The sequence below is a fragment of the Kitasatospora sp. NPDC001603 genome (assembly GCF_040298365.1).
Classification (GTDB): Bacteria; Actinomycetota; Actinomycetes; order Streptomycetales; family Streptomycetaceae; genus Kitasatospora.
Genome location: NZ_JBEPAA010000015.1, coordinates 61681 through 78569, shown reverse-complemented (window position 1 = coordinate 78569; position 16889 = coordinate 61681). Strand labels below are relative to the sequence as shown.

The following is a 16889-nucleotide window of genomic DNA, read 5'->3' as shown; positions in this document are numbered from 1 at the left end:
AAACGGTCACCTCTCGACAAGCCAGGACAGCCCGGACCAGGCTGAATGACGCGATTCACTGTAGTGGGGTGCCACCGTTCACGGGCCCCCTCTACAGTCGGGTCATGGCTTCCACACCCGCCCGCCTGCTGGCCGACTCCCGACGAGCCCTCCTCACCATGGTCGGCCTGCTCGCCGTCATCTGGCTGGTGCAGCTGGTGAACTGGATGGACGACTACGGCCTCACCTACGAACACGGCCTGATGCCGCGCCGGCTCGACGAGCTGCCGGACGTGTTCGCCATGCCGCTGCTGCACTTCAGTTGGGAGCACATCGAGGCCAACTCCTGGCCGCTGTTCGCCTTCGGCTTCCTCTCCGCCTACCGGGGCATGAAGAGGTTCCTCTGGGCGACCCTGATGATCGTCGTGGTCGGCGGCCTCACCGTCTGGCTGTGCGAGCGCCCCGAGACGGTCACCGCCGGGGCCAGCGGCCTGGTCTACGGCTACTTCGGCTACCTGGTGCTGCGCGGCGTGCTCGACCGCAACCTGCTGGACGCGGTGATCGCCGTCGTCGTCGCGGCGGTGTACTCCTACCTCCTGATCGGCGTCCTGCCGGTGACCCAGGGGGTCAGCTGGCTGGGCCACCTCGGCGGTCTGATCGGCGGGCTCGCCGCCGCCTGGCTGCTCCGCAACCGCGGACCGAAGACGGCCGCCGCCCCGGCGTCCGAGCCCGCCGCCGGCCCCCGGTCCGCCCTGCACAAGGAGCTGGACGACCTCGGCCTCTGAGCGCCGGAGGAGCACGCCAGGAGCACGCCAGGAGCGCGGCGAGGGGCCCCGCGAGCGCGCCGCCGGCCAGGTATAGACCAATCCCGGACCTGCGACTAGCGTGGGAGAGCCCTGCCCTCTGCCTACTGCCTTCTGCCCTCTCCCCCTGCCCCCTGCTCCGGAGCCGCACCGTGGAGTCGTCCGTCCTCGCCTTCGCCACCGACCTGCTGGACGAGGGCACCGACACCTTCTTCGGCAACCTCGCCGACCGGGCCGGGGTCGGCGGCGTCACCCTCGCCTCGGTCTACCACGAGGCCCGGGACGTCTTCCCGCACAACCCGCGCCGGGTGATCCGCTACCTGGAGCCGGGCGCCGCCTACTTCCGCCCCGACCCGGCGCGCTGGGCCGGGCGGCGGCTGCGGCCCACCCCCTCCACCGCGATCGGTGACCGCGACCCCTTCGCCGAGGCCGCCGCCGAGGCGCGGCGCCGCGGGATGAAGCTGCACGCCTGGACGGTGTTCTGCCACAACGACCGGCTCGGCTTCGAACACCCCGACTGCGCCCCCGCCAACGCCTTCGGCGACCGCCACCTCACCGAACTCTGCCCCGCCGCCCCGGAGGTCCGCGAGTACGCGGTGACGCTGGTCGCCGAGCTGGCCCGGTACGGCGTGGACGCGATCCGCGCCGAGTCGCTGCACTTCCACGGGCTGCGCCACGGCTACCACCACGAGCGCTACTTCGAGGAGCTGGGCCCGGTCGCCGAGGCGCTGCTCGGAATCTGCTTCTGCGACCACTGCCGCGCCGCCGCCGTCCGGGCGGGCGTCCCGGCCGACGAGGTGGCGGCGACCGTCCGCGCCGAGCTGCGCCGCCGGCTGGCCGACGACACGGCCGCCGCCGAGCCCGCCGCCCTCGACGAGCTGGCCGGCGGCGCCCTGGCGGCCTACGTCGACGCCTCCGCCGCGACCGTGACCTCACTCGCCGCCGAGGTCGCCGAGGAGGCGCGACGGCACGGCATGCGGCTGAGCTTCATGGACGGCGGCGGCCCGGGCCGGGGCTGGCTCGCCGGCATCGACCTGCCCGCGCTCGCCGGGGTCGCCGACCAGATCGAGACGCTCGGCTATGCGCGGACCCCGGAGGCCGTCCGGGAGAAGATCGCCGCGTTCGCCCTGCACGGCGTCCGCCCGCGCGACATGGCGGTGATCCTGCGCCCGATGGCCTCGGACTGCGACGGCCCGGCCAACCTCGCCGCCAAGATCGCCGCGCTCCGTGAGCTCGGCGTGCCGGAGGTCGAGTTCTACCACTACGGCCTGATGCGGCTCTCCTCGCTGGACCGGATCGGCACCGCGCTCGCCGGCTGAGCGGAGCCGGGCCGAGCCCACCGCTCGGCCCCGCCGCACCTCGGCACCACGGCCCGGCTCAGCGCCGCCGCCGGGACGTCCCGAACAGGCTGCGCGAGATCTCCCGCCCGAGCTGCGTCCCGGCCGAGCGGGCGAAGGACTTGAGCGTCGGGTTGCTCAGCAGCGACCCGAGCAGCCCACCACCGTCCCCGGCCCCCTCCCCCGACCCCGCCTCGGACCTCCGACGCGGTTCGGGCGCCGGCCGCGGCGCGGCGGGCTCCCCGGCCGGCACCGACTCCGGGACCGGCTCGGGCACCGGGGCCGGCTCCGGCCGCGCCGCCCGGGCGGCCAGCTTCTCGTAGGCCGACTCCCGGTCGATCGCGTCCCGGTAGCGGGCCGCCAGCGGCGACGCGTCCACCGCCGCCCGCAGCGCGGCAGGTTCGACCGGACCCATCAACGACCGCGGCGCCCGCAGCCTGGTCGCCGCCACCGGCGTCGGCGCGCCCCGCTCGGAGAGCACCGTGACCACCGCCTCGCCGGTGCCGAGCGAGGTCAGCACCTCGCTCAGGTCGTACGAGGACCGGGGGAAGGTCGAGACCGTCGCCTTGAGCGCCTTGGCGTCGTCCGGGGTGAAGGCGCGCAGCGCGTGCTGCACCCGGTTGCCCAGCTGGGCGAGCACCTCGGCCGGGACGTCCTTCGGCGTCTGGGTGACGAAGAAGATCCCGACGCCCTTGGAGCGGATCAGCCGGACGGTCTGGGTGATCGCCTCCCGGAACGCCTTGGAGGCGCCGCTGAAGAGCAGGTGCGCCTCGTCGAAGAAGAACACCAGCTTGGGCTTGTCGAGGTCCCCCACCTCGGGCAGCTCCTGGTAGAGGTCGGCCAGCAGCCACATCAGGAAGGTGGAGAAGAGCCGCGGCCGGTCCTGCACCGCGGGCAGTTCCAGCGCCGAGACGAGGCCCCGCCCGTCCGGGGCGGTCCGCAGCAGCTCGGCGGTGTCGAACTCCGGCTCTCCGAAGAACGCCCCGGCGCCCTCGTTCTCCAGCATGGTGAGCGAGCGCAGGATCACTCCCGCGGTGGCCGCCGAGAGCCCGCCGATGCCCTTCAGCTCCTCCTTGCCCTCGGGCGAGGTGAGGAAGGTGATGACGGCGGTGAGGTCCTTGAGGTCGTACAGCTCCAGGCCGTTGCGGTCGGCGTAGTGGAAGACCAGCCCGAGCGAGGACTCCTGGGTCTCGTTCAGGTCGAGCACCTTGGCGAGCAGCAGCGGGCCGAAGCTGGTGACGGTGGCTCGGATCGGAATGCCCGTGCCCAGGCCGCCCAGGGCGTAGAACTCGGTCGGGCAGCCCTGCGCCGACCAGTCCTGGCCGACCTCGGCGGCCCGGGCGGCGGTCCGCTCGCCCGGCGCGCCGGGCGCGGAGATCCCGGAGACGTCGCCCTTGATGTCGGCCAGGAACACCGGCACCCCCTGGGCGGAGAGCTGTTCGGCGATCAGCTGGAGGGTCTTGGTCTTGCCGGTGCCGGTGGCGCCCGCGACCAGCCCGTGCCGGTTGAGCACCCCGAGCGGGATGCGCACCTGGGCGTCCCGGTAGGCGGTGCCGTCCAGCAGCACCGCCCCGAGGTCGAGGGCGGGCCCGGCGAAGGCGTACCCCTCGGCGATCTCCCGCACCGCGGGCGGGACGACTTCCGGGACGACCTCGGTGCCGGAGGGGGCGGACGGCGGCTCGGCGGTGGACATCGGTGCACACTCCAGGGCACGACTGAGGGGCGACGTTCACGACATTTCCCATGAAACAGCCGCAATCGTCCGCCCGCAGCTCGCGCCGGTGCGCGTGGCGCGCTCGCGGCTGCTGCGCCATCCGCCGCCCAAACGGTAGGCTTTCCGTGTGATCTTCAAGCGCATCGGCAATGGGCGGCCGTACCCGGATCACGGCCGGACCAGCACCCGCCAGTGGGCGGACGTCGCCCCGCGTCCGGTGCGGCTGGACCAGCTGGTGACCACCAAGGGCCAACTCGACCTGGAGACCCTCCTCGCGGAGGACTCCACCTTCTACGGCGATCTCTTCGCCCACGTCGTGAAGTGGCACGGCGACCTCTACCTGGAGGACGGGCTGCACCGCGCCGTACGCGCCGCGCTCCAGCAGCGCCAGGTGCTGCACGCCCGCGTCCTCGAAATGGAGTGACGGGCTCGTCCCGCACCCCGCGACCCGTGTGGACACCGCCCTCCGGCCACCTCCGGAGGGCGGTCCGCGCATGCACCGGTACCCCCGTTCGGGTGCCGGCGTACTCCAGATGATGATCATTTAGTACCTTCGCAGCCGTCCGGCACTAATCTGCTGACTACGGCCGCAGTCCGTGGCGTACGCCGCCCACCCAGGCCGTTTCCGTCACCCGATCCCCGCCCTGGCACGAGGGGGAGACAAACCGTGAGCATGTTGACTCCCCAAGGCCTGAAGGGGAAGCAGTACCGCGTCACCGGCAACAGCTATCCACGGCTGGGCCGGCCGCCGAAGAAGAGCCGCAAGGTCCTCGCCCTGATCGGCTCACTGCTCGCCCTGGCCCTGATCGGCCTCGGCGGGGTGCAGCTCTGGGACATCTTCACCGGCAAGGGCAAGAACGCCTCCGCCCAGGCCTGCGTGTCGCCCTCGGGCAAACCGCTGGCCGCCCCCACCCCGGACGGCTCGGCCCCGCCCTCCGGCGCCCCCACCGATCCGAACGCCATCCCGCAGCCGGCCTCGATCACGGTGAACGTCTACAACGCCACCGCCAAGTCCGGGCTGGCCGCGCGGACCGCCGAGGAGCTGAAGAAGCGCGGCTTCACCATCGGCAAGGTCGGCAACGCGCCCGCCGAGCTGGACAAGAAGGTGCCCGGCACCGCCCAGGTGGTCGCCGGCCCGGCCGGCGCCGGGGCGTCCACCCTGCTCGGCTCCCAGATCGCCGGGGCCCTCACCACGGCGGACGCCCGGACCGACACCACCGTCGACTTCGTGATCGGCGACAGCTACAACGCCCTGCTGGACGAGACCCAGGCCGCCGCCGCGCTGGCCCTGGCGACCAAACCCACCCCGACCCCGAGCACCACCGGCAGCTGCTGAGCCGGGCCCCGGGCACAACGGAGCCCCCCGGCACCGCCGGGGGGCTCCGTTCGTCCGTTCGTGGCGCGCGGGGCTCAGCCCGCGGTGCCGTACAGGCGGTCGCCCGCGTCGCCGAGGCCCGGGACGATGTAGCCGTTCTCGTTCAGCCGCTCGTCGACGGCGGCGGTCACCACGGTGACGGGCAGCCCGGCCAGTTCCTTCTCCATCACCGCGACGCCCTCGGGCGCGGCCAGCAGCACCACGGCGGTGACGTCGGTGGCGCCCCGCTCGATCAGCATCCTGATCGCGGCGACCAGCGTGCCGCCGGTGGCCAGCATCGGGTCGAGCACGTAGACCTGGCGGCCGGAGAGGTCGTCCGGCATCCGGGTGGCGTAGGTGGAGGCCTCCAGGGTCTCCTCGTTGCGCACCATGCCGAGGAAGCCCACCTCGGCGGTCGGCAGCAGCCGGGTCATCCCGTCCAGCATGCCCAGGCCGGCCCGCAGGATCGGGACGACCAGCGGCCGGGGGTAGCTCAGCCGGGTGCCGGTGGTGACCGCCACGGGGGTGGTGATCTCCACCTCCTCGGTGCGGACGTCCCTCGTCGCCTCGTACGCGAGGAGGGTCACCAGCTCGTCGGTCAGGCGACGGAAGGTCGGCGAGTCGGTGCGCTCGTCGCGCAGGGTGGAGAGCTTGTGGGCGACCAGGGGGTGGTCGACGACGTGGATCCGCATACGTCGAGGTTAGCCCGGCCCCGGACGCCCGTACGCCACCCGGTGGCCCACCGGGCCGGCGCCGCGTCCCGGCGCGGAGCCGACCGGGGTCACCCAGCGGTGACGCGCCGTGACGCACCGCGAATGTCGGGGCGGAACGTCCTCCTGTGGTATCAATCCGGCCGATCTGGGAAAGTCAGGTCCTATGACGAGCAACCCGAAGAACGGGGACGGCTCGGCGGACGGGTCCACGGGCCCGTCGGGCGGGCGCTCGGGCCTGCCCCCGGACCACCCGGAGACCGAGGCGGAGCGCCGCAAACGGCGGACGGTGTTCCTGCGCGAACTCGCCGAGGCGCGCGAACTGCGGGAGCGGGTCCAGCCCCGGCGCACCAAGGAGCGCCGGATGCGCGAAGCGATGCGGATGCGAACCTTCCGGTTCTGACGGGCCCGCGGCGCGCCCACGGGGATCCGACGGCGCGCACCCGGCGCACCCGGCGCCCGTTCACCGGCTCCGGGCCGGCCCTTCCGACACGACCTGCAAAGACGCGCTGCCGAACACTCCCCGCAAAGCCGGGCTTTCTGTCACGATTCCGAGGGGACGGTCCGAACAGCGGGCCGCCTCTGGCGCGGGGGCGGCCAGATTCCGCGTTGCCCGGAGCGCCGAGCCGAGACCGATGATCTTGGGAGTGTCCCTGGTGGCGTACTTCGCTGCAGTGCTTGCTCGCACCGAGGACGGGTGGGATGTGAGCGAGACGGAACTCGACGACGTCGAAACCCTGGCGGACCTGGCCGATCTGGCCCGCGAAGCCGCCCAGGACGACGACAGCGTCCTGGTCTTCATCGAACAGGAGGACGTCTGGTTCGCCATCGTCCGGGTCGACGGTGAGGAGGACCCGCGGATCTTCGTATCGGACGGCGCCGCCGCCGCCCGCAGCAGCTACGGCTCCGTCCTCACCGACGAGCTGGTCGACCAGGCCGGCGAGAGCGAGTTCGGCGACCTCGACAACCTGGTCGCCGAGCTGGAGGACGAGGAGGCGCAGGCCTCGGCCGGGCAGGAGGACGAGGACGGCGACGCGGACGCCCGCGGCGGCGTCCCGGTCGGCCCGCTCGGCGACGCCCACCTGCTCACCGAGTTCGGCCTGCCGTCCGAGGAGCTGCTCGCCCTCAGCGGCGAGGGCGCGGTGCCGGGCGACGCCCTGGAGGAGATCGCCGAGGCCCTCGGCTGCGGTGAGGTCCTGGAGGCCGTCCGGTAACGGGCCGGTGCCCCTCGCCGGATGCCGGACACTGGATGCCATGCAGTCCGCGTCCACCCGCCAGATAGCCCCGCTCCCCGCCCCCGTCCGCCCCGACCCGGTCCGCGACCGCTGGGCGGCGCCGATGCGCCTCGCCATCGCCGAGGCCGCCCTGGCGCCGGCCACCGGGGACGTCCCGGTCGGGGCGCTCGTCCTGGGCCCGGACGGCGAGGTGATCGGACGCGGCCACAACGCGCGCGAGGCGGTCGGCGACCCGACCGCCCACGCCGAGGTGGTCGCCGTCCGGGAGGCCGCCGCCGCGCTCGGGGAGTGGCGGCTCGTCGGCTGCACCCTCGTCGTCACCCTGGAGCCCTGCACCATGTGCGCGGGCGCCCTCGTGCTCTCCCGGATCGACCGGGTGGTCTACGGCGCCCTCGACGAGAAGGCCGGCGCCGCCGGCTCGCTCTTCGACGTGATGCGCGACCGCCGGCTCAACCACCGCCCCGAGGTGATCCCGGGCGTCCTCGCCGACGAGTGCGGCGAGCAGCTCCGCGCGTTCTTCGAGAACCACCGCTGAACGCGGCCGCCGGCCGCCGTCCCGATACGGATTTCGTGACCTCGCCACCCGTCCGGTAGAGTTCCCCTCGGTAGCGTGTCCGAGCGGCCAAAGGAGCACGCCTCGAAAGCGTGTGTGGGGGCAACTTCACCGTGGGTTCGAATCCCACCGCTACCGCCAGCAGTACGAGGGCCCCGACCGGAGACGGTCGGGGCCCTCGTCGTTCCCGCGCACCCTCGGGCGCGGAAGGGCTCCGCACCCGGGGCCGATGACCACCAACGCCCGGCGAGTACGGAGCCTGGAGGGGGAGCGGCTCGGGGGACCAACCGCTCCCCCGGCGGAGTCCCACAACCGGCGCCGCGTCGGGGGGAAGTCACGGCGACCGGTCCCACAGCGGGGAGCTCCGGATCCACGTGCCGGGGGATTCCTGCCAGATCCGCGGCACACCACCCATCCTGCGCGACGGTCCGCGCCCGGGCACCCGGAGAAAGGCCCCACTCCCGGGGACCTTCGTCCCGCCGGGTGAACGCGTCGCACACTTGATGGGCCGTCCGGTGGATAAGCTGCGCTCTGCAGAGGGCCGCTCGGGGACCGAATGGCGGCGGCCCACAGCAGGGAGGAAGGTCACCGGATGGCGCAGGCGAAGAAGATCGGCATGGTCCTCCTGCTCATCTTCGTGCTCTACACGATCATCACCTCGCCCGCCCGCGCGGCCGAGCTGGTCCAGCTGGGGTTCGAGGGCATCTCGAACGCCGCCAAAGCGGTCGGCACCTTCATGACCGGGCTGGTGAAGTAGCGGACCAGGGGGCGGTCCTCCGGCCCCGGCGGCTCCGGCTACGGTGTGCGGGACCCTCAGTCCCCCGTCCGCGAGGAGCGGCATCGTGATCCGGCACCTGGTCCTGTTCAAGCTCAACGAAGGCGTCAGCAAGGACGACGAGCGAGCGCTCGCCGGCGCCGAGGCCTTCGAGGCGCTCGGCCCGGTCATCCCCGAGCTGCGCGAGTGGGAGTGCGGCTGGAACACCACCGAGCGCGACATCGCCCACGACTACGCGATCAACAGCCTGGTCGAGGACCGTGCGGCGCTGCAGGCCTACCTCACCCACCCGGCCCACCAGGCCGCGGCCGGTCAGTGGCGGGAGTTCGCCACCTGGGTGATCGCCGACATCGAGGTCTGACCCCGGACCGTCCCCCGGACGGCCGCAGGCGCCCCGCCCGGGACCCGGGCGGGGCGCCTTGCGCTGTCCGGAAACCGCCCCCGGCGCCGCGCCACCCCGGGGGGCCGGGTGGCGCACCGGCGCAGCACCAACACACCTCCCCTCGGTACTTGCCCGACCTGCGCCCGGCTTGTGATGCTATGACCGGTTTTGCCGGACACGGCGAGGTGGTGAATCGAGCCGCGACACCCGATCCGCAAGTCCCACCGTTTGTCGACTTTGGGAGGGGTGACGTGTCCGTGCGGACACCAGGGAGTGCGCCGGACACCGGCACCGGCCAAGCCGCCGGGCAGATCACCGCGGAGACCGTCGTCCAGGCCGTCGTCCAGACCGCCGGACCGACCACCGCCCAGACCCAGGCCCCGGCGCAGGCCCAGGCGCAGGCTCCGGCCCAGGCCCAGGCCCAGGCGCAGGCTCCGGCCCAGGCCCCGGCGCAGGCCGCCGCACCGGACGCCGGTCGCCCGGCGCCCACGCCCGGGGACGAGGTCCTGGCCACCGTCATCGGCCCGGCCGGCGAGCTCCGCCCGGACGGCCTGCGCGGCCCCGGCGGCCGCCCGGTGGTGGACGTCCGGACGCTCACCCGGGTGCTGTTCGAGCGGCTCGCCGAACTGCCCCCGGACGCCCCCGAGCGGGAGCGGGTCCGGGCGGCGCTGATCGAGGTCAACATCCCGCTGGTGCGCTACGCGGCCACCCGCTTCCGCAGCCGCAGCGAGCCGATGGAGGACGTCGTCCAGGTCGGCACGATCGGCCTGATCAACGCGATCGACCGGTTCGACCCGAACCGCGGCGTGCAGTTCCCGACCTACGCGCTGCCGACCATCCTGGGCGAGATCAAGCGCTACTTCCGCGACAACGTCCGCACCATGCACGTCCCGCGCCGGCTCCAGGAGCTCTGGGTCCAGGTCAGCGGCGCGATGGAGGAGCTGACGGTGGTGCACGGACGGGCCCCCAAGGTGCCCGAGATCGCCGCCAGCCTGCGCATCCCGGAGGAGGACGTCCGGGCCTGCCTGGACGCCGGCCGGGCCTACAACGCGGCCTCCCTGGAGGCGGCCCAGGAGCACGAGGGCGGGCTCGCCCTGCTGGACCGGCTCGGCTACGAGGACTCGGCACTGGCCGAGGTCGAGCACCGGGACATGGTCCGTCACCTGCTGGTCCAGCTGCCCGAGCGGGAGCGGCGGATCGTCATGCTGCGGTTCTTCGCCAACCTGACGCAGTCCCAGATCAGCACCGAGCTGGGGATGTCGCAGATGCACGTCTCGCGCCTGCTCTCGCGGATCCTGACCAGGCTTCGGACCGGCAATTCCTGGGAAGACTGACCGTCACAATCCCGGACAGAACACCGCGAACCACTGGGCCCGCCCGGGATTGCTGCGCGTTACCACCGCGTGACGTCTTGCGACCTTCGGGTTTGCCGGGGACTGTGTTCCGGTATGCAGGGGGAGGGCGTCCTCGGGAACCACCGCGCGACGGAATCCGTTCAACTGTCAGTCACAAGGGGGTGGGTGCATGTCCGGAGACCTGGGCACTGCGGAGATCCACGCTGGTCAGGCCCATGGCACCGCGGTCGCCGTCGACCGGATCCCGCTCCAGCGGGGCCCGGACGCACCGTCCGTCGCCGAGATCGACCCCGCGCCGGCCGCGCCGGCCGCGGCGGACGCCGCCGCCGCGCCGCAGGCGCCGCCGGGCCCCGGGCTGGACACCCGGACGCTCTCGCGCTCGCTCTTCCAGCGGCTCGCCGCCCTGGAGGCCGACAGCGCGGAGCACACCTACGTCCGTGACACCCTGATCGAGCTCAACCTGCCGCTGGTCCGGTACGCCTCCGCGCGCTTCCGCAGCCGCAACGAGCCGATGGAGGACATCGTCCAGGTCGGCACGATCGGCCTGATCAAGGCGATCGACCGGTTCGACCCGAACCGCGGGGTGGAGTTCCCCACCTTCGCGATGCCGACCGTGGTCGGCGAGATCAAGCGCTTCTTCCGGGACACCAGCTGGTCGGTCCGGGTGCCCCGGCGACTGCAGGAGCTGCGGCTGGCGCTCACCAAGGCCGGTGACGACCTGGCCCAGAAGCTGGACCGCTCCCCCACCGTCGCCGAGCTGGCCGTCTGCCTCGGCGTCAGCGAGGAGGACGTGGTCGAGGGGCTCGCGGTGGGCAACGCCTACACCGCCAGCTCCCTGGACTCCAGCCCCGGCGAGGAGGACGGCGACGGCCCGCTGGCCGAGCGGCTCGGCTACGAGGACCTCGCGCTGGAGGGCGTGGAGTACCGCGAGTCGCTGAAGCCGCTGCTGGCCAAGCTCCCGCCGCGCGAGCGCCGGATCATCATGCTGCGGTTCTTCGGCAACCTCACCCAGTCGCAGATCGGCGAGGAGATCGGCATCTCCCAGATGCACGTCTCCCGACTGCTGACCAGGACCCTCACACAGCTGCGCGAGGGCCTGATCAGCGAGGGGTGAGCCGGGGCCCGGACCGGGCCGGGGCGGCTCAGGGTACGAGCAGGTTGGCCCGCAGGCCCGCCAGCACGGCGTCGTCCAGGCCCAGGCCGTCCCGCCAGAACGACGCGAAGTCGGGCCAGCCGGCCTCGACCTCCTCGAAGGCCGCCTCCAGGTAGTCGCGCTCCGCCCGGAACACCGGGAGCAGCAGCTCCGGCTCCTGCATCAGGCCGCGGGTGCCGAAGCTGTCCACGATGGTCTCGACGATCGCGGCGGAACGCTCGTTGGTGAGCAGGTAGTCGGCGAAGACCGTCTCGCGGTCCACCCCGAGGGCGGTGAGCAGGACGGCCGCCGTCCACCCGGTGCGGTCCTTGCCGGCCGAACAGTGGAACAGCAGCGGCGCGCCGTCCGGCGCGGCCAGCAGGCGCAGCACGGTGGCGAACCGCTCGCGGGCCACCGGGTCGGTCACGAACCACCGGTAGAGGCCGGTCATCATCGCGGCGGCCCGGCCGTCACCGAGCAGGGCGCGCTGCTTCTCCGGACTGCGGTCGGCCAGGGCGTCGCGCAGCGCGACGTAGATGTCGAAATCCGCGGCGAAGACCGGCAGGTGGTGCAGGGTCACGCCGTCCGGGGCGGTGCGCTCGACGGTGATGGGCGCGGCGGACAGCTCGGCGGCCGCGATCACGGCCACCGGCAGGCCGCGGACCCGGTCGGGGCCGGCCTCGCGGACCTCGTCGAGGCTGCGCAGGTCGACGACCTGGCGCAGGCCGAGCGCCGCGAGCAGGTCGAGGTCCTCGTCGGTGAGGCGGTTGAGGCCGTCGCTGCGCAGCACGGCGCCGTGCTTCAGCACCCGTCCGTCGGCCGTCCGGTAGCCACCGAGATCGCGGGCGTTGACGGCGCCCCGCAGGCCGAGGCTCCGGGCCTGCTGGGCGGCTTCCGGAGCGGGCTCCAGGACCTCTTCCCGGGCACCGTCCCGGTCGCCCTCCACCGACGTCCCCACGGCATTCCGCAGGGCCTCGATTGCGGCGGTCTCGGTCTGCTGCTCGGTCACGCGGCGGCCTCCATTGGATATTCGAGCGGTGCCGTGGCACAACCCGACGCGATATTGCATGAACCTGCCCGACGGAACAGGGGGATGTGCAAGAGTGTCATGCGCAACGCCGCCAGTGTAGGGCGCGGCATACATGTCATCACCGCACGGTCGGTGACCAGCGGTAACGCTCCGGCGCCGTTTTTAATTCTCAATTCATTATTTGCGCAACAGGCGCTCTTCCGGTCACAATCAGCGCCTTCATGGCATCGCCATGAACGTTGGTAACAGATTCGCTGCACTCCTGCCCATTTGGTCCCAATCGGTGCGGAGTCTCCACCAGGATGGGCGCCGGGCAGCCTGCTGCCCGCGAACAGCGACCGGGCAGGCGAGCGTCGAGCAGCGAAAGCGCCCTGCCCAGGGGAGGAACACACATGGGTCGAGCGACCCGAAGAGTTGCCGCCTGCGCGGCAGCAGTCCTGCTGGCCGGCGGCCTGCAGTCATCCCTCGCACACGGTGCCACCGCAGCACCCAGGATCGACCTCACGGTCCTGGTGATCAGCGACGGCGGCCCCGCCTCGGCAGCCATCGCGGCCGAGCTGAAGAGCCAGGGCACCCCGTACAAGTTGGTCGACCTCAACGACGCCGGACGCCCGGTGATCAATGCGGCCTTCCTCAGCGACAGCCTCAACGGCCAGCCGCGCGGCAAGTTCCAGGGCATCGTGCTGCCCAACGACAACCCGTTCGCGGCCGGCTCCGCCGAGATGGCCGCGATCGCCGCCTACGAGGCGGCGTTCGGCGTGCGCCAGGTCGACGCGTACACCTACGCCAGGCCGGAGGTCGGCCTGAACTACGCCGCCGACCCGGGTTACATGGGCAGCCTCGACGGCTTCCAGGGCCAGGTCTCCACGGCCGGTCTCGCGGGTCCGTTCGGCTACCTCAAGGGCAGCGTCCCGTTCGAGGACAACGACCCGGCGGTCGGCGAGAGCTACGGCTTCCTCGCCACCCCGCTGACCACCCTGCCGGCCGGTGCGAGCTTCACCCCGCTGGTCGAGACGACCATCCCGGGCACCACCACCAAGGGCTCGCTGGTCGGCGAGTACAGCCACGACGGCCGCAAGGAGCTGGTCGTCACCTTCGTCTACAACCAGTACCAGCAGCAGTACCGCCTGCTGGCGCGCGGCATAGTCGACTGGATAACCCAGGGCGTCCACCTCGGCTACGACCGCAACTACTTCGCGGCCCACGTGGACGACGTCTTCCTGGCGGACGACCGCTGGGACACCGTGCTGAAGTGCACCCCCGGTGACGTCACCTGCCCGCCCGGCACCCCGGAGACGGCCGACCCGATCCGGATGACGGTCGCCGACGCGCAGTACGCCAAGCAGTGGCAGAGCGCCAACAACTTCACCATGGACATGGTGTTCAACGGCGGCGGCAGCGAGGACTGGAAGGCCGACCACTCCGTCACCACCGACCCGGTGGTGGACCAGATGGTCGCCGACCAGACCAGCTACCGGTGGGTCAACCACACCTACACCCACCCGTACCTGGGCTGCCTCCAGGACGTCTCGGTGGTGCCGTGGAAGTGCACCAAGGACACCGCCGGCAACACCGTCTGGGTCGACCAGGCCACCATCACGTCCCAGATCAAGAACAACATCGACTGGGCCGCGGCGCGCAACCTGCACATCGACAAGACCGAGCTGGTCACCGGTGAGCACTCGGGCCTGCTGACCGCTCCGCAGGAGACCAGCGACAACCCGTACCTGGCTCCCTCGCTGGTCGCCAACGGCGTGAAGTGGACGGCCAGCGACGCCTCCCGCGAGACCGGCCAGCGGGCCGTCGGCTCGTCGGTGCTGACCGTGCCGCGGTACCCGATGAACGTCTTCTACAACGCCGCCACGGCGAAGGAGGAGACGGACGAGTACAACTGGATCTACACCAGCGTGGCCAACGGCGGCAGCGGGGTCTGCGAGAACAACGCCAACTCCACCTGCCTGCCGACGCCGCTGGACGTGAACACCGGCTACCAGTCGTACATCGTGCCGCTGGAGGCCCGGATCGACCTCGGCCACGTGCTGAGCAACGACCCGCGACCGCACTTCATCCACCAGTCGAACCTGTCCGAGGACCGGATCGTCTACCCGGTGCTGGAGAAGGTCCTCTCCACCTACCGCGCGCTGCACGCCGACAACGCGCCGATCGTGAACCTGGCGCAGAAGGACCTCGGCGCCGAGTTCCAGCGCCGCGCGGCCTGGAACGCGGCGCTCACCGCCGGCCAGGTCACCGCCTACCGGGTCGGCGACACCGTCACGGTGAGCGCTCCGGCCGGCGTCCAGGTGCAGGCCACCATGCCGACCGGCACCACCCAGAAGCTCGCGATCGGCTCGGGTGCGTTCGGCACCGCCTACGCCGGTACGCTGTCCGGCTGGGTGAAGCCCGGAGCGCTCCAGAGCAGCGTCCAGCTCAAGCTGGCCGCGGCGGTCACCCCGGCGGCTCCGGCCGCCGCGCCGAACACCGCCAAGACGCTGACCGCTCCGGCGCCGGCCGACAAGAAGGTCGTGCCCCAGGGCACCGCCGACGCCGTCCCGGCCGGCCCGGGCGACACCGCCCGGACCGACGCCCCGACGCTGGTCCCCGGTAGCGGGGTCCCGGTGCCGGGCAAGGGCGTCACGGCCGGCAAGAGCAGCACCAAGGGCAACGCCAAGGGCGGCGCCCAGACCGGCAAGGCCTCCGGGGGGAAGGCCGACCCGACCAAGAAGACCGCCGGCCAGTCCGGCACCCGCTAACAGGTGACACCGGTGGTGGGACGGGCGACGGCCCGCCCCGCCACCGGCCACCGGGCCCGGCCGTCCAGGCCGGCCGCTTGACGCAAGGACAGGAGGGGGGACAGGAATGCGCGTCACCCTGCTCACCGAGGGGACGTACCCGCACCAGCACGGCGGCGTGAGCGTCTGGTGCGACCAGCTCGTCCAGGGCATGCCGGACGTCGACTTCGACGTCATCGCCGTCACCGGGACCGGCCACGAACCGCTGGCCTGGGAGCTGCCCGCCAACGTGCGGTCCGTCACGACCGCACCGCTCTGGGGCCCTGCCGCCGACGGCAGAGCACCCCGCGGCCGCGAGATGCGCCGCTTCCTCAACGCGTACGAGCGCTTCCTGCACTCCATCCTGGACCCCGTCTACACCACCCACTTCGGCACCGAGCTGTACGGCTTCGCCGACCTCGCCCGGCGCGGGCTGCTCAGCCCGGCGCTGCGCAGCGAGCGCGCCCTGCGCACCCTCCAGCACGTCTGGACCCGCGACTACCTCTCCACCGGCGTCTCCCGGCCCACCCTGCACGACGCGCTCAACGCCACCGACCTGCTGGAGCACGCGCTGCGGCCGCTGTCGGTCGAGCCGCCCCAGGACGGCGTCGCGCACGCGGCGAGCGGCGGCCTCGCCACCCTGCCCGGGCTGATCGCCTCGCAGCAGTACGGCGTACCGTTTCTCCTCACCGAGCACGGCATCTACCTGCGCGAGCGCTACCTCGGCTACCGCACCGGCCCCTACCGCTGGCCGGTCAAGGCGCTGCTGCTGGGCTTCTACCGGATGCTCGCCGAGGAGAGCTACCGGCGGGCCGCGCTGGTCACCCCCGGCAACCGGTACAACCGGCGCTGGGAGGAGCGCGGCGGCACGCCGTCCGCGCACATCCGGACCGTCTACAACGGCGTGGACCCGGCGGCCTTCCCGCCCGCCGGGCCGGAGCCCGAGACGCCCACCCTCAGCTGGGCCGGCCGGGTCGACCCGATCAAGGACCTGGAGACGCTGATCCGCGCCTTCGCCATCGTCCGCGCCGAGATACCCGACGCGCGGCTGCGGCTGTTCGGCGGCACGCCCAAGGGCGGCGAGGCCTACCGCGACCGCTGCATAGCCCTGGCCGCCGAGCTCGGCGTCGCCGACTCGGTGGCCTTCGAAGGCCGCGTCGCGGACATCACCGACGCGTACGCGGCGGGGAACGTGGTGATGCTCTCCAGCATCAGCGAGGGCTTCCCGTTCACCCTGATCGAAGCGATGTCCTGCGGCCGCTCCACGGTCTCGACCGACGTGGGCGGCGTGCGCGAGGCCGTCGGCGACACCGGTCTGGTCGTCCCGCCGCGCGAACCCGAACCGATGGCGGCCGCCGCCGTCGAGCTGCTGCGCGACCCGGAGCGCCGGGCCCGGCTCGGCGAGCAGGCCCGGCTGCGGGTGATCGAGCAGTTCACGCTCCGCCAGAACATCGACGGCTTCCGCGGCATCTACACCGAGCTGCTGGGCACCTCCCGCTGGCTCCCGAACGGCGTCGTCGCCGTCACCGACGGCGCGTCCGACGCGGACTGGGACGACCCGGTGCCCCTCGAAGCGGCCGCCGAGCGAAGCGAGGTGGGCGCGTGAACGACCGCAGGGAGCGAACCATCACAAGCCGCGCGTCCCGCGAAGCGGCTGCCGAGCGAAGCGAGGTGGGCGCGTGAACGACCGCAGGGAGCGAACCATCACAAGCCGCGCGTCCCGCGAAGCGGCCGCCGAGCGAAGCGAGGTGGGCGCGTGAAC

General features: G+C 72.6%; 16 protein-coding genes and 1 tRNA gene. 14 read left to right on the top strand and 3 right to left on the bottom strand.

Going from position 1 to position 16889, the window contains the following annotated elements:
- Nucleotides 1–104: 104 nt before the first annotated feature.
- Together ABT263_RS12840 and ABT263_RS12835 are read left to right on the top strand one after the other, a co-directional pair.
- Nucleotides 105–764, top strand: coding sequence for a rhomboid family intramembrane serine protease (locus ABT263_RS12840; RefSeq protein WP_352290505.1), 660 nt, complete (start codon nt 105–107; stop codon nt 762–764).
- A gap of 170 nt (nt 765–934) precedes the next feature.
- The gene (locus ABT263_RS12835) at nt 935–2101 is read left to right on the top strand and encodes a type II secretion system protein M (protein WP_352290503.1); all 1167 of its coding nucleotides are present in this window, start codon (nt 935–937) and stop codon (nt 2099–2101) included.
- 58 nt (nt 2102–2159) lie between these two features.
- Here ABT263_RS12835 and ABT263_RS12830 read toward each other — a convergent pair whose 3' ends face one another.
- On the bottom strand, nt 2160–3812 hold the full coding sequence (locus ABT263_RS12830) for a helicase HerA-like domain-containing protein (RefSeq protein ID WP_352290501.1): 1653 nt from the start codon (nt 3810–3812) through the stop codon (nt 2160–2162).
- Between the two features lie 148 nt (nt 3813–3960).
- Between ABT263_RS12830 and ABT263_RS12825 the strand changes: the two genes are divergently transcribed.
- Together ABT263_RS12825 and ABT263_RS12820 are read left to right on the top strand one after the other, a co-directional pair.
- On the top strand, nt 3961–4257 hold the full coding sequence (locus tag ABT263_RS12825; protein ID WP_030061387.1) for a type II toxin-antitoxin system VapB family antitoxin: 297 nt from the start codon (nt 3961–3963) through the stop codon (nt 4255–4257).
- Between the two features lie 249 nt (nt 4258–4506).
- A complete protein-coding gene (locus ABT263_RS12820; protein WP_352290578.1) occupies nt 4507–5169 on the top strand; it encodes a LytR C-terminal domain-containing protein in 663 nt (220 codons plus the stop codon).
- 74 nt (nt 5170–5243) lie between these two features.
- Here ABT263_RS12820 and upp read toward each other — a convergent pair whose 3' ends face one another.
- Nucleotides 5244–5879: a uracil phosphoribosyltransferase gene (gene upp / locus ABT263_RS12815; protein WP_329488640.1), complete on the bottom strand. Its 636-nt coding sequence runs from the start codon at nt 5877–5879 to the stop codon at nt 5244–5246.
- Between the two features lie 184 nt (nt 5880–6063).
- On the opposite strand from upp, the gene ABT263_RS12810 reads away from it, so the two are divergent.
- The 8 genes from ABT263_RS12810 to ABT263_RS12775 all read left to right on the top strand — a co-directional run bounded on the left by ABT263_RS12810 (nt 6064) and on the right by ABT263_RS12775 (nt 11311).
- Entirely contained in the window at nt 6064–6300 is a 237-nt protein-coding gene (locus ABT263_RS12810; RefSeq protein WP_329488641.1) for a hypothetical protein, read from the top strand.
- Between the two features lie 232 nt (nt 6301–6532).
- Entirely contained in the window at nt 6533–7111 is a 579-nt protein-coding gene (locus ABT263_RS12805; protein ID WP_329488642.1) for a tRNA adenosine deaminase-associated protein, read from the top strand.
- 40 nt (nt 7112–7151) lie between these two features.
- Complete coding sequence (tadA, locus tag ABT263_RS12800; RefSeq protein WP_352290499.1) at nt 7152–7667, top strand: tRNA adenosine(34) deaminase TadA; 516 nt, start codon at nt 7152–7154, stop codon at nt 7665–7667.
- Nucleotides 7668–7736: 69 nt separating this feature from the next.
- A tRNA-Ser gene (locus ABT263_RS12795) sits at nt 7737–7826 on the top strand.
- Nucleotides 7827–8277: 451 nt separating this feature from the next.
- Entirely contained in the window at nt 8278–8442 is a 165-nt protein-coding gene (locus tag ABT263_RS12790; RefSeq protein ID WP_199926184.1) for a hypothetical protein, read from the top strand.
- Nucleotides 8443–8527: 85 nt separating this feature from the next.
- On the top strand, nt 8528–8821 hold the full coding sequence (locus tag ABT263_RS12785) for a Dabb family protein (protein ID WP_329488644.1): 294 nt from the start codon (nt 8528–8530) through the stop codon (nt 8819–8821).
- A 272-nt stretch (nt 8822–9093) separates the two neighbouring features.
- Entirely contained in the window at nt 9094–10176 is a 1083-nt protein-coding gene (locus ABT263_RS12780; RefSeq protein WP_352290497.1) for an RNA polymerase sigma factor SigF, read from the top strand.
- 190 nt (nt 10177–10366) lie between these two features.
- Nucleotides 10367–11311: an RNA polymerase sigma factor SigF gene (locus tag ABT263_RS12775; protein WP_352290495.1), complete on the top strand. Its 945-nt coding sequence runs from the start codon at nt 10367–10369 to the stop codon at nt 11309–11311.
- Nucleotides 11312–11339: 28 nt separating this feature from the next.
- On the opposite strand, the gene ABT263_RS12770 is transcribed toward ABT263_RS12775, so the two are convergent.
- Nucleotides 11340–12338 carry a tyrosine-protein phosphatase gene (locus ABT263_RS12770; protein ID WP_329488646.1) on the bottom strand — a complete coding sequence of 333 codons (999 nt, stop codon included), beginning with the start codon at nt 12336–12338 and terminating at the stop codon, nt 11340–11342.
- A 413-nt stretch (nt 12339–12751) separates the two neighbouring features.
- On the opposite strand from ABT263_RS12770, the gene ABT263_RS12765 reads away from it, so the two are divergent.
- Nucleotides 12752–15109 carry a hypothetical protein gene (locus tag ABT263_RS12765; RefSeq protein WP_352290493.1) on the top strand — a complete coding sequence of 786 codons (2358 nt, stop codon included), beginning with the start codon at nt 12752–12754 and terminating at the stop codon, nt 15107–15109.
- A gap of 106 nt (nt 15110–15215) precedes the next feature.
- Entirely contained in the window at nt 15216–16733 is a 1518-nt protein-coding gene (pelF, locus tag ABT263_RS12760; RefSeq protein ID WP_352290491.1) for a GT4 family glycosyltransferase PelF, read from the top strand.
- Nucleotides 16734–16889 lie beyond the last annotated feature (156 nt).

Coding starts and splice junctions, on each gene's coding strand:
- ABT263_RS12830 (WP_352290501.1), bottom strand. CDS start 3,812: ATGTCCACCGCCGAGCCGCCGTCCGCCCCCTCCGGCACCGAGGTCGTC.
- ABT263_RS12820 (WP_352290578.1), top strand. CDS start 4,507: ATGTTGACTCCCCAAGGCCTGAAGGGGAAGCAGTACCGCGTCACCGGC.
- pelF (WP_352290491.1), top strand. CDS start 15,216: ATGCGCGTCACCCTGCTCACCGAGGGGACGTACCCGCACCAGCACGGC.
- ABT263_RS12790 (WP_199926184.1), top strand. CDS start 8,278: ATGGCGCAGGCGAAGAAGATCGGCATGGTCCTCCTGCTCATCTTCGTG.
- tadA (WP_352290499.1), top strand. CDS start 7,152: ATGCAGTCCGCGTCCACCCGCCAGATAGCCCCGCTCCCCGCCCCCGTC.
- upp (WP_329488640.1), bottom strand. CDS start 5,879: ATGCGGATCCACGTCGTCGACCACCCCCTGGTCGCCCACAAGCTCTCC.
- ABT263_RS12810 (WP_329488641.1), top strand. CDS start 6,064: ATGACGAGCAACCCGAAGAACGGGGACGGCTCGGCGGACGGGTCCACG.
- ABT263_RS12805 (WP_329488642.1), top strand. CDS start 6,533: ATGATCTTGGGAGTGTCCCTGGTGGCGTACTTCGCTGCAGTGCTTGCT.
- ABT263_RS12765 (WP_352290493.1), top strand. CDS start 12,752: ATGGGTCGAGCGACCCGAAGAGTTGCCGCCTGCGCGGCAGCAGTCCTG.
- ABT263_RS12840 (WP_352290505.1), top strand. CDS start 105: ATGGCTTCCACACCCGCCCGCCTGCTGGCCGACTCCCGACGAGCCCTC.
- ABT263_RS12775 (WP_352290495.1), top strand. CDS start 10,367: ATGTCCGGAGACCTGGGCACTGCGGAGATCCACGCTGGTCAGGCCCAT.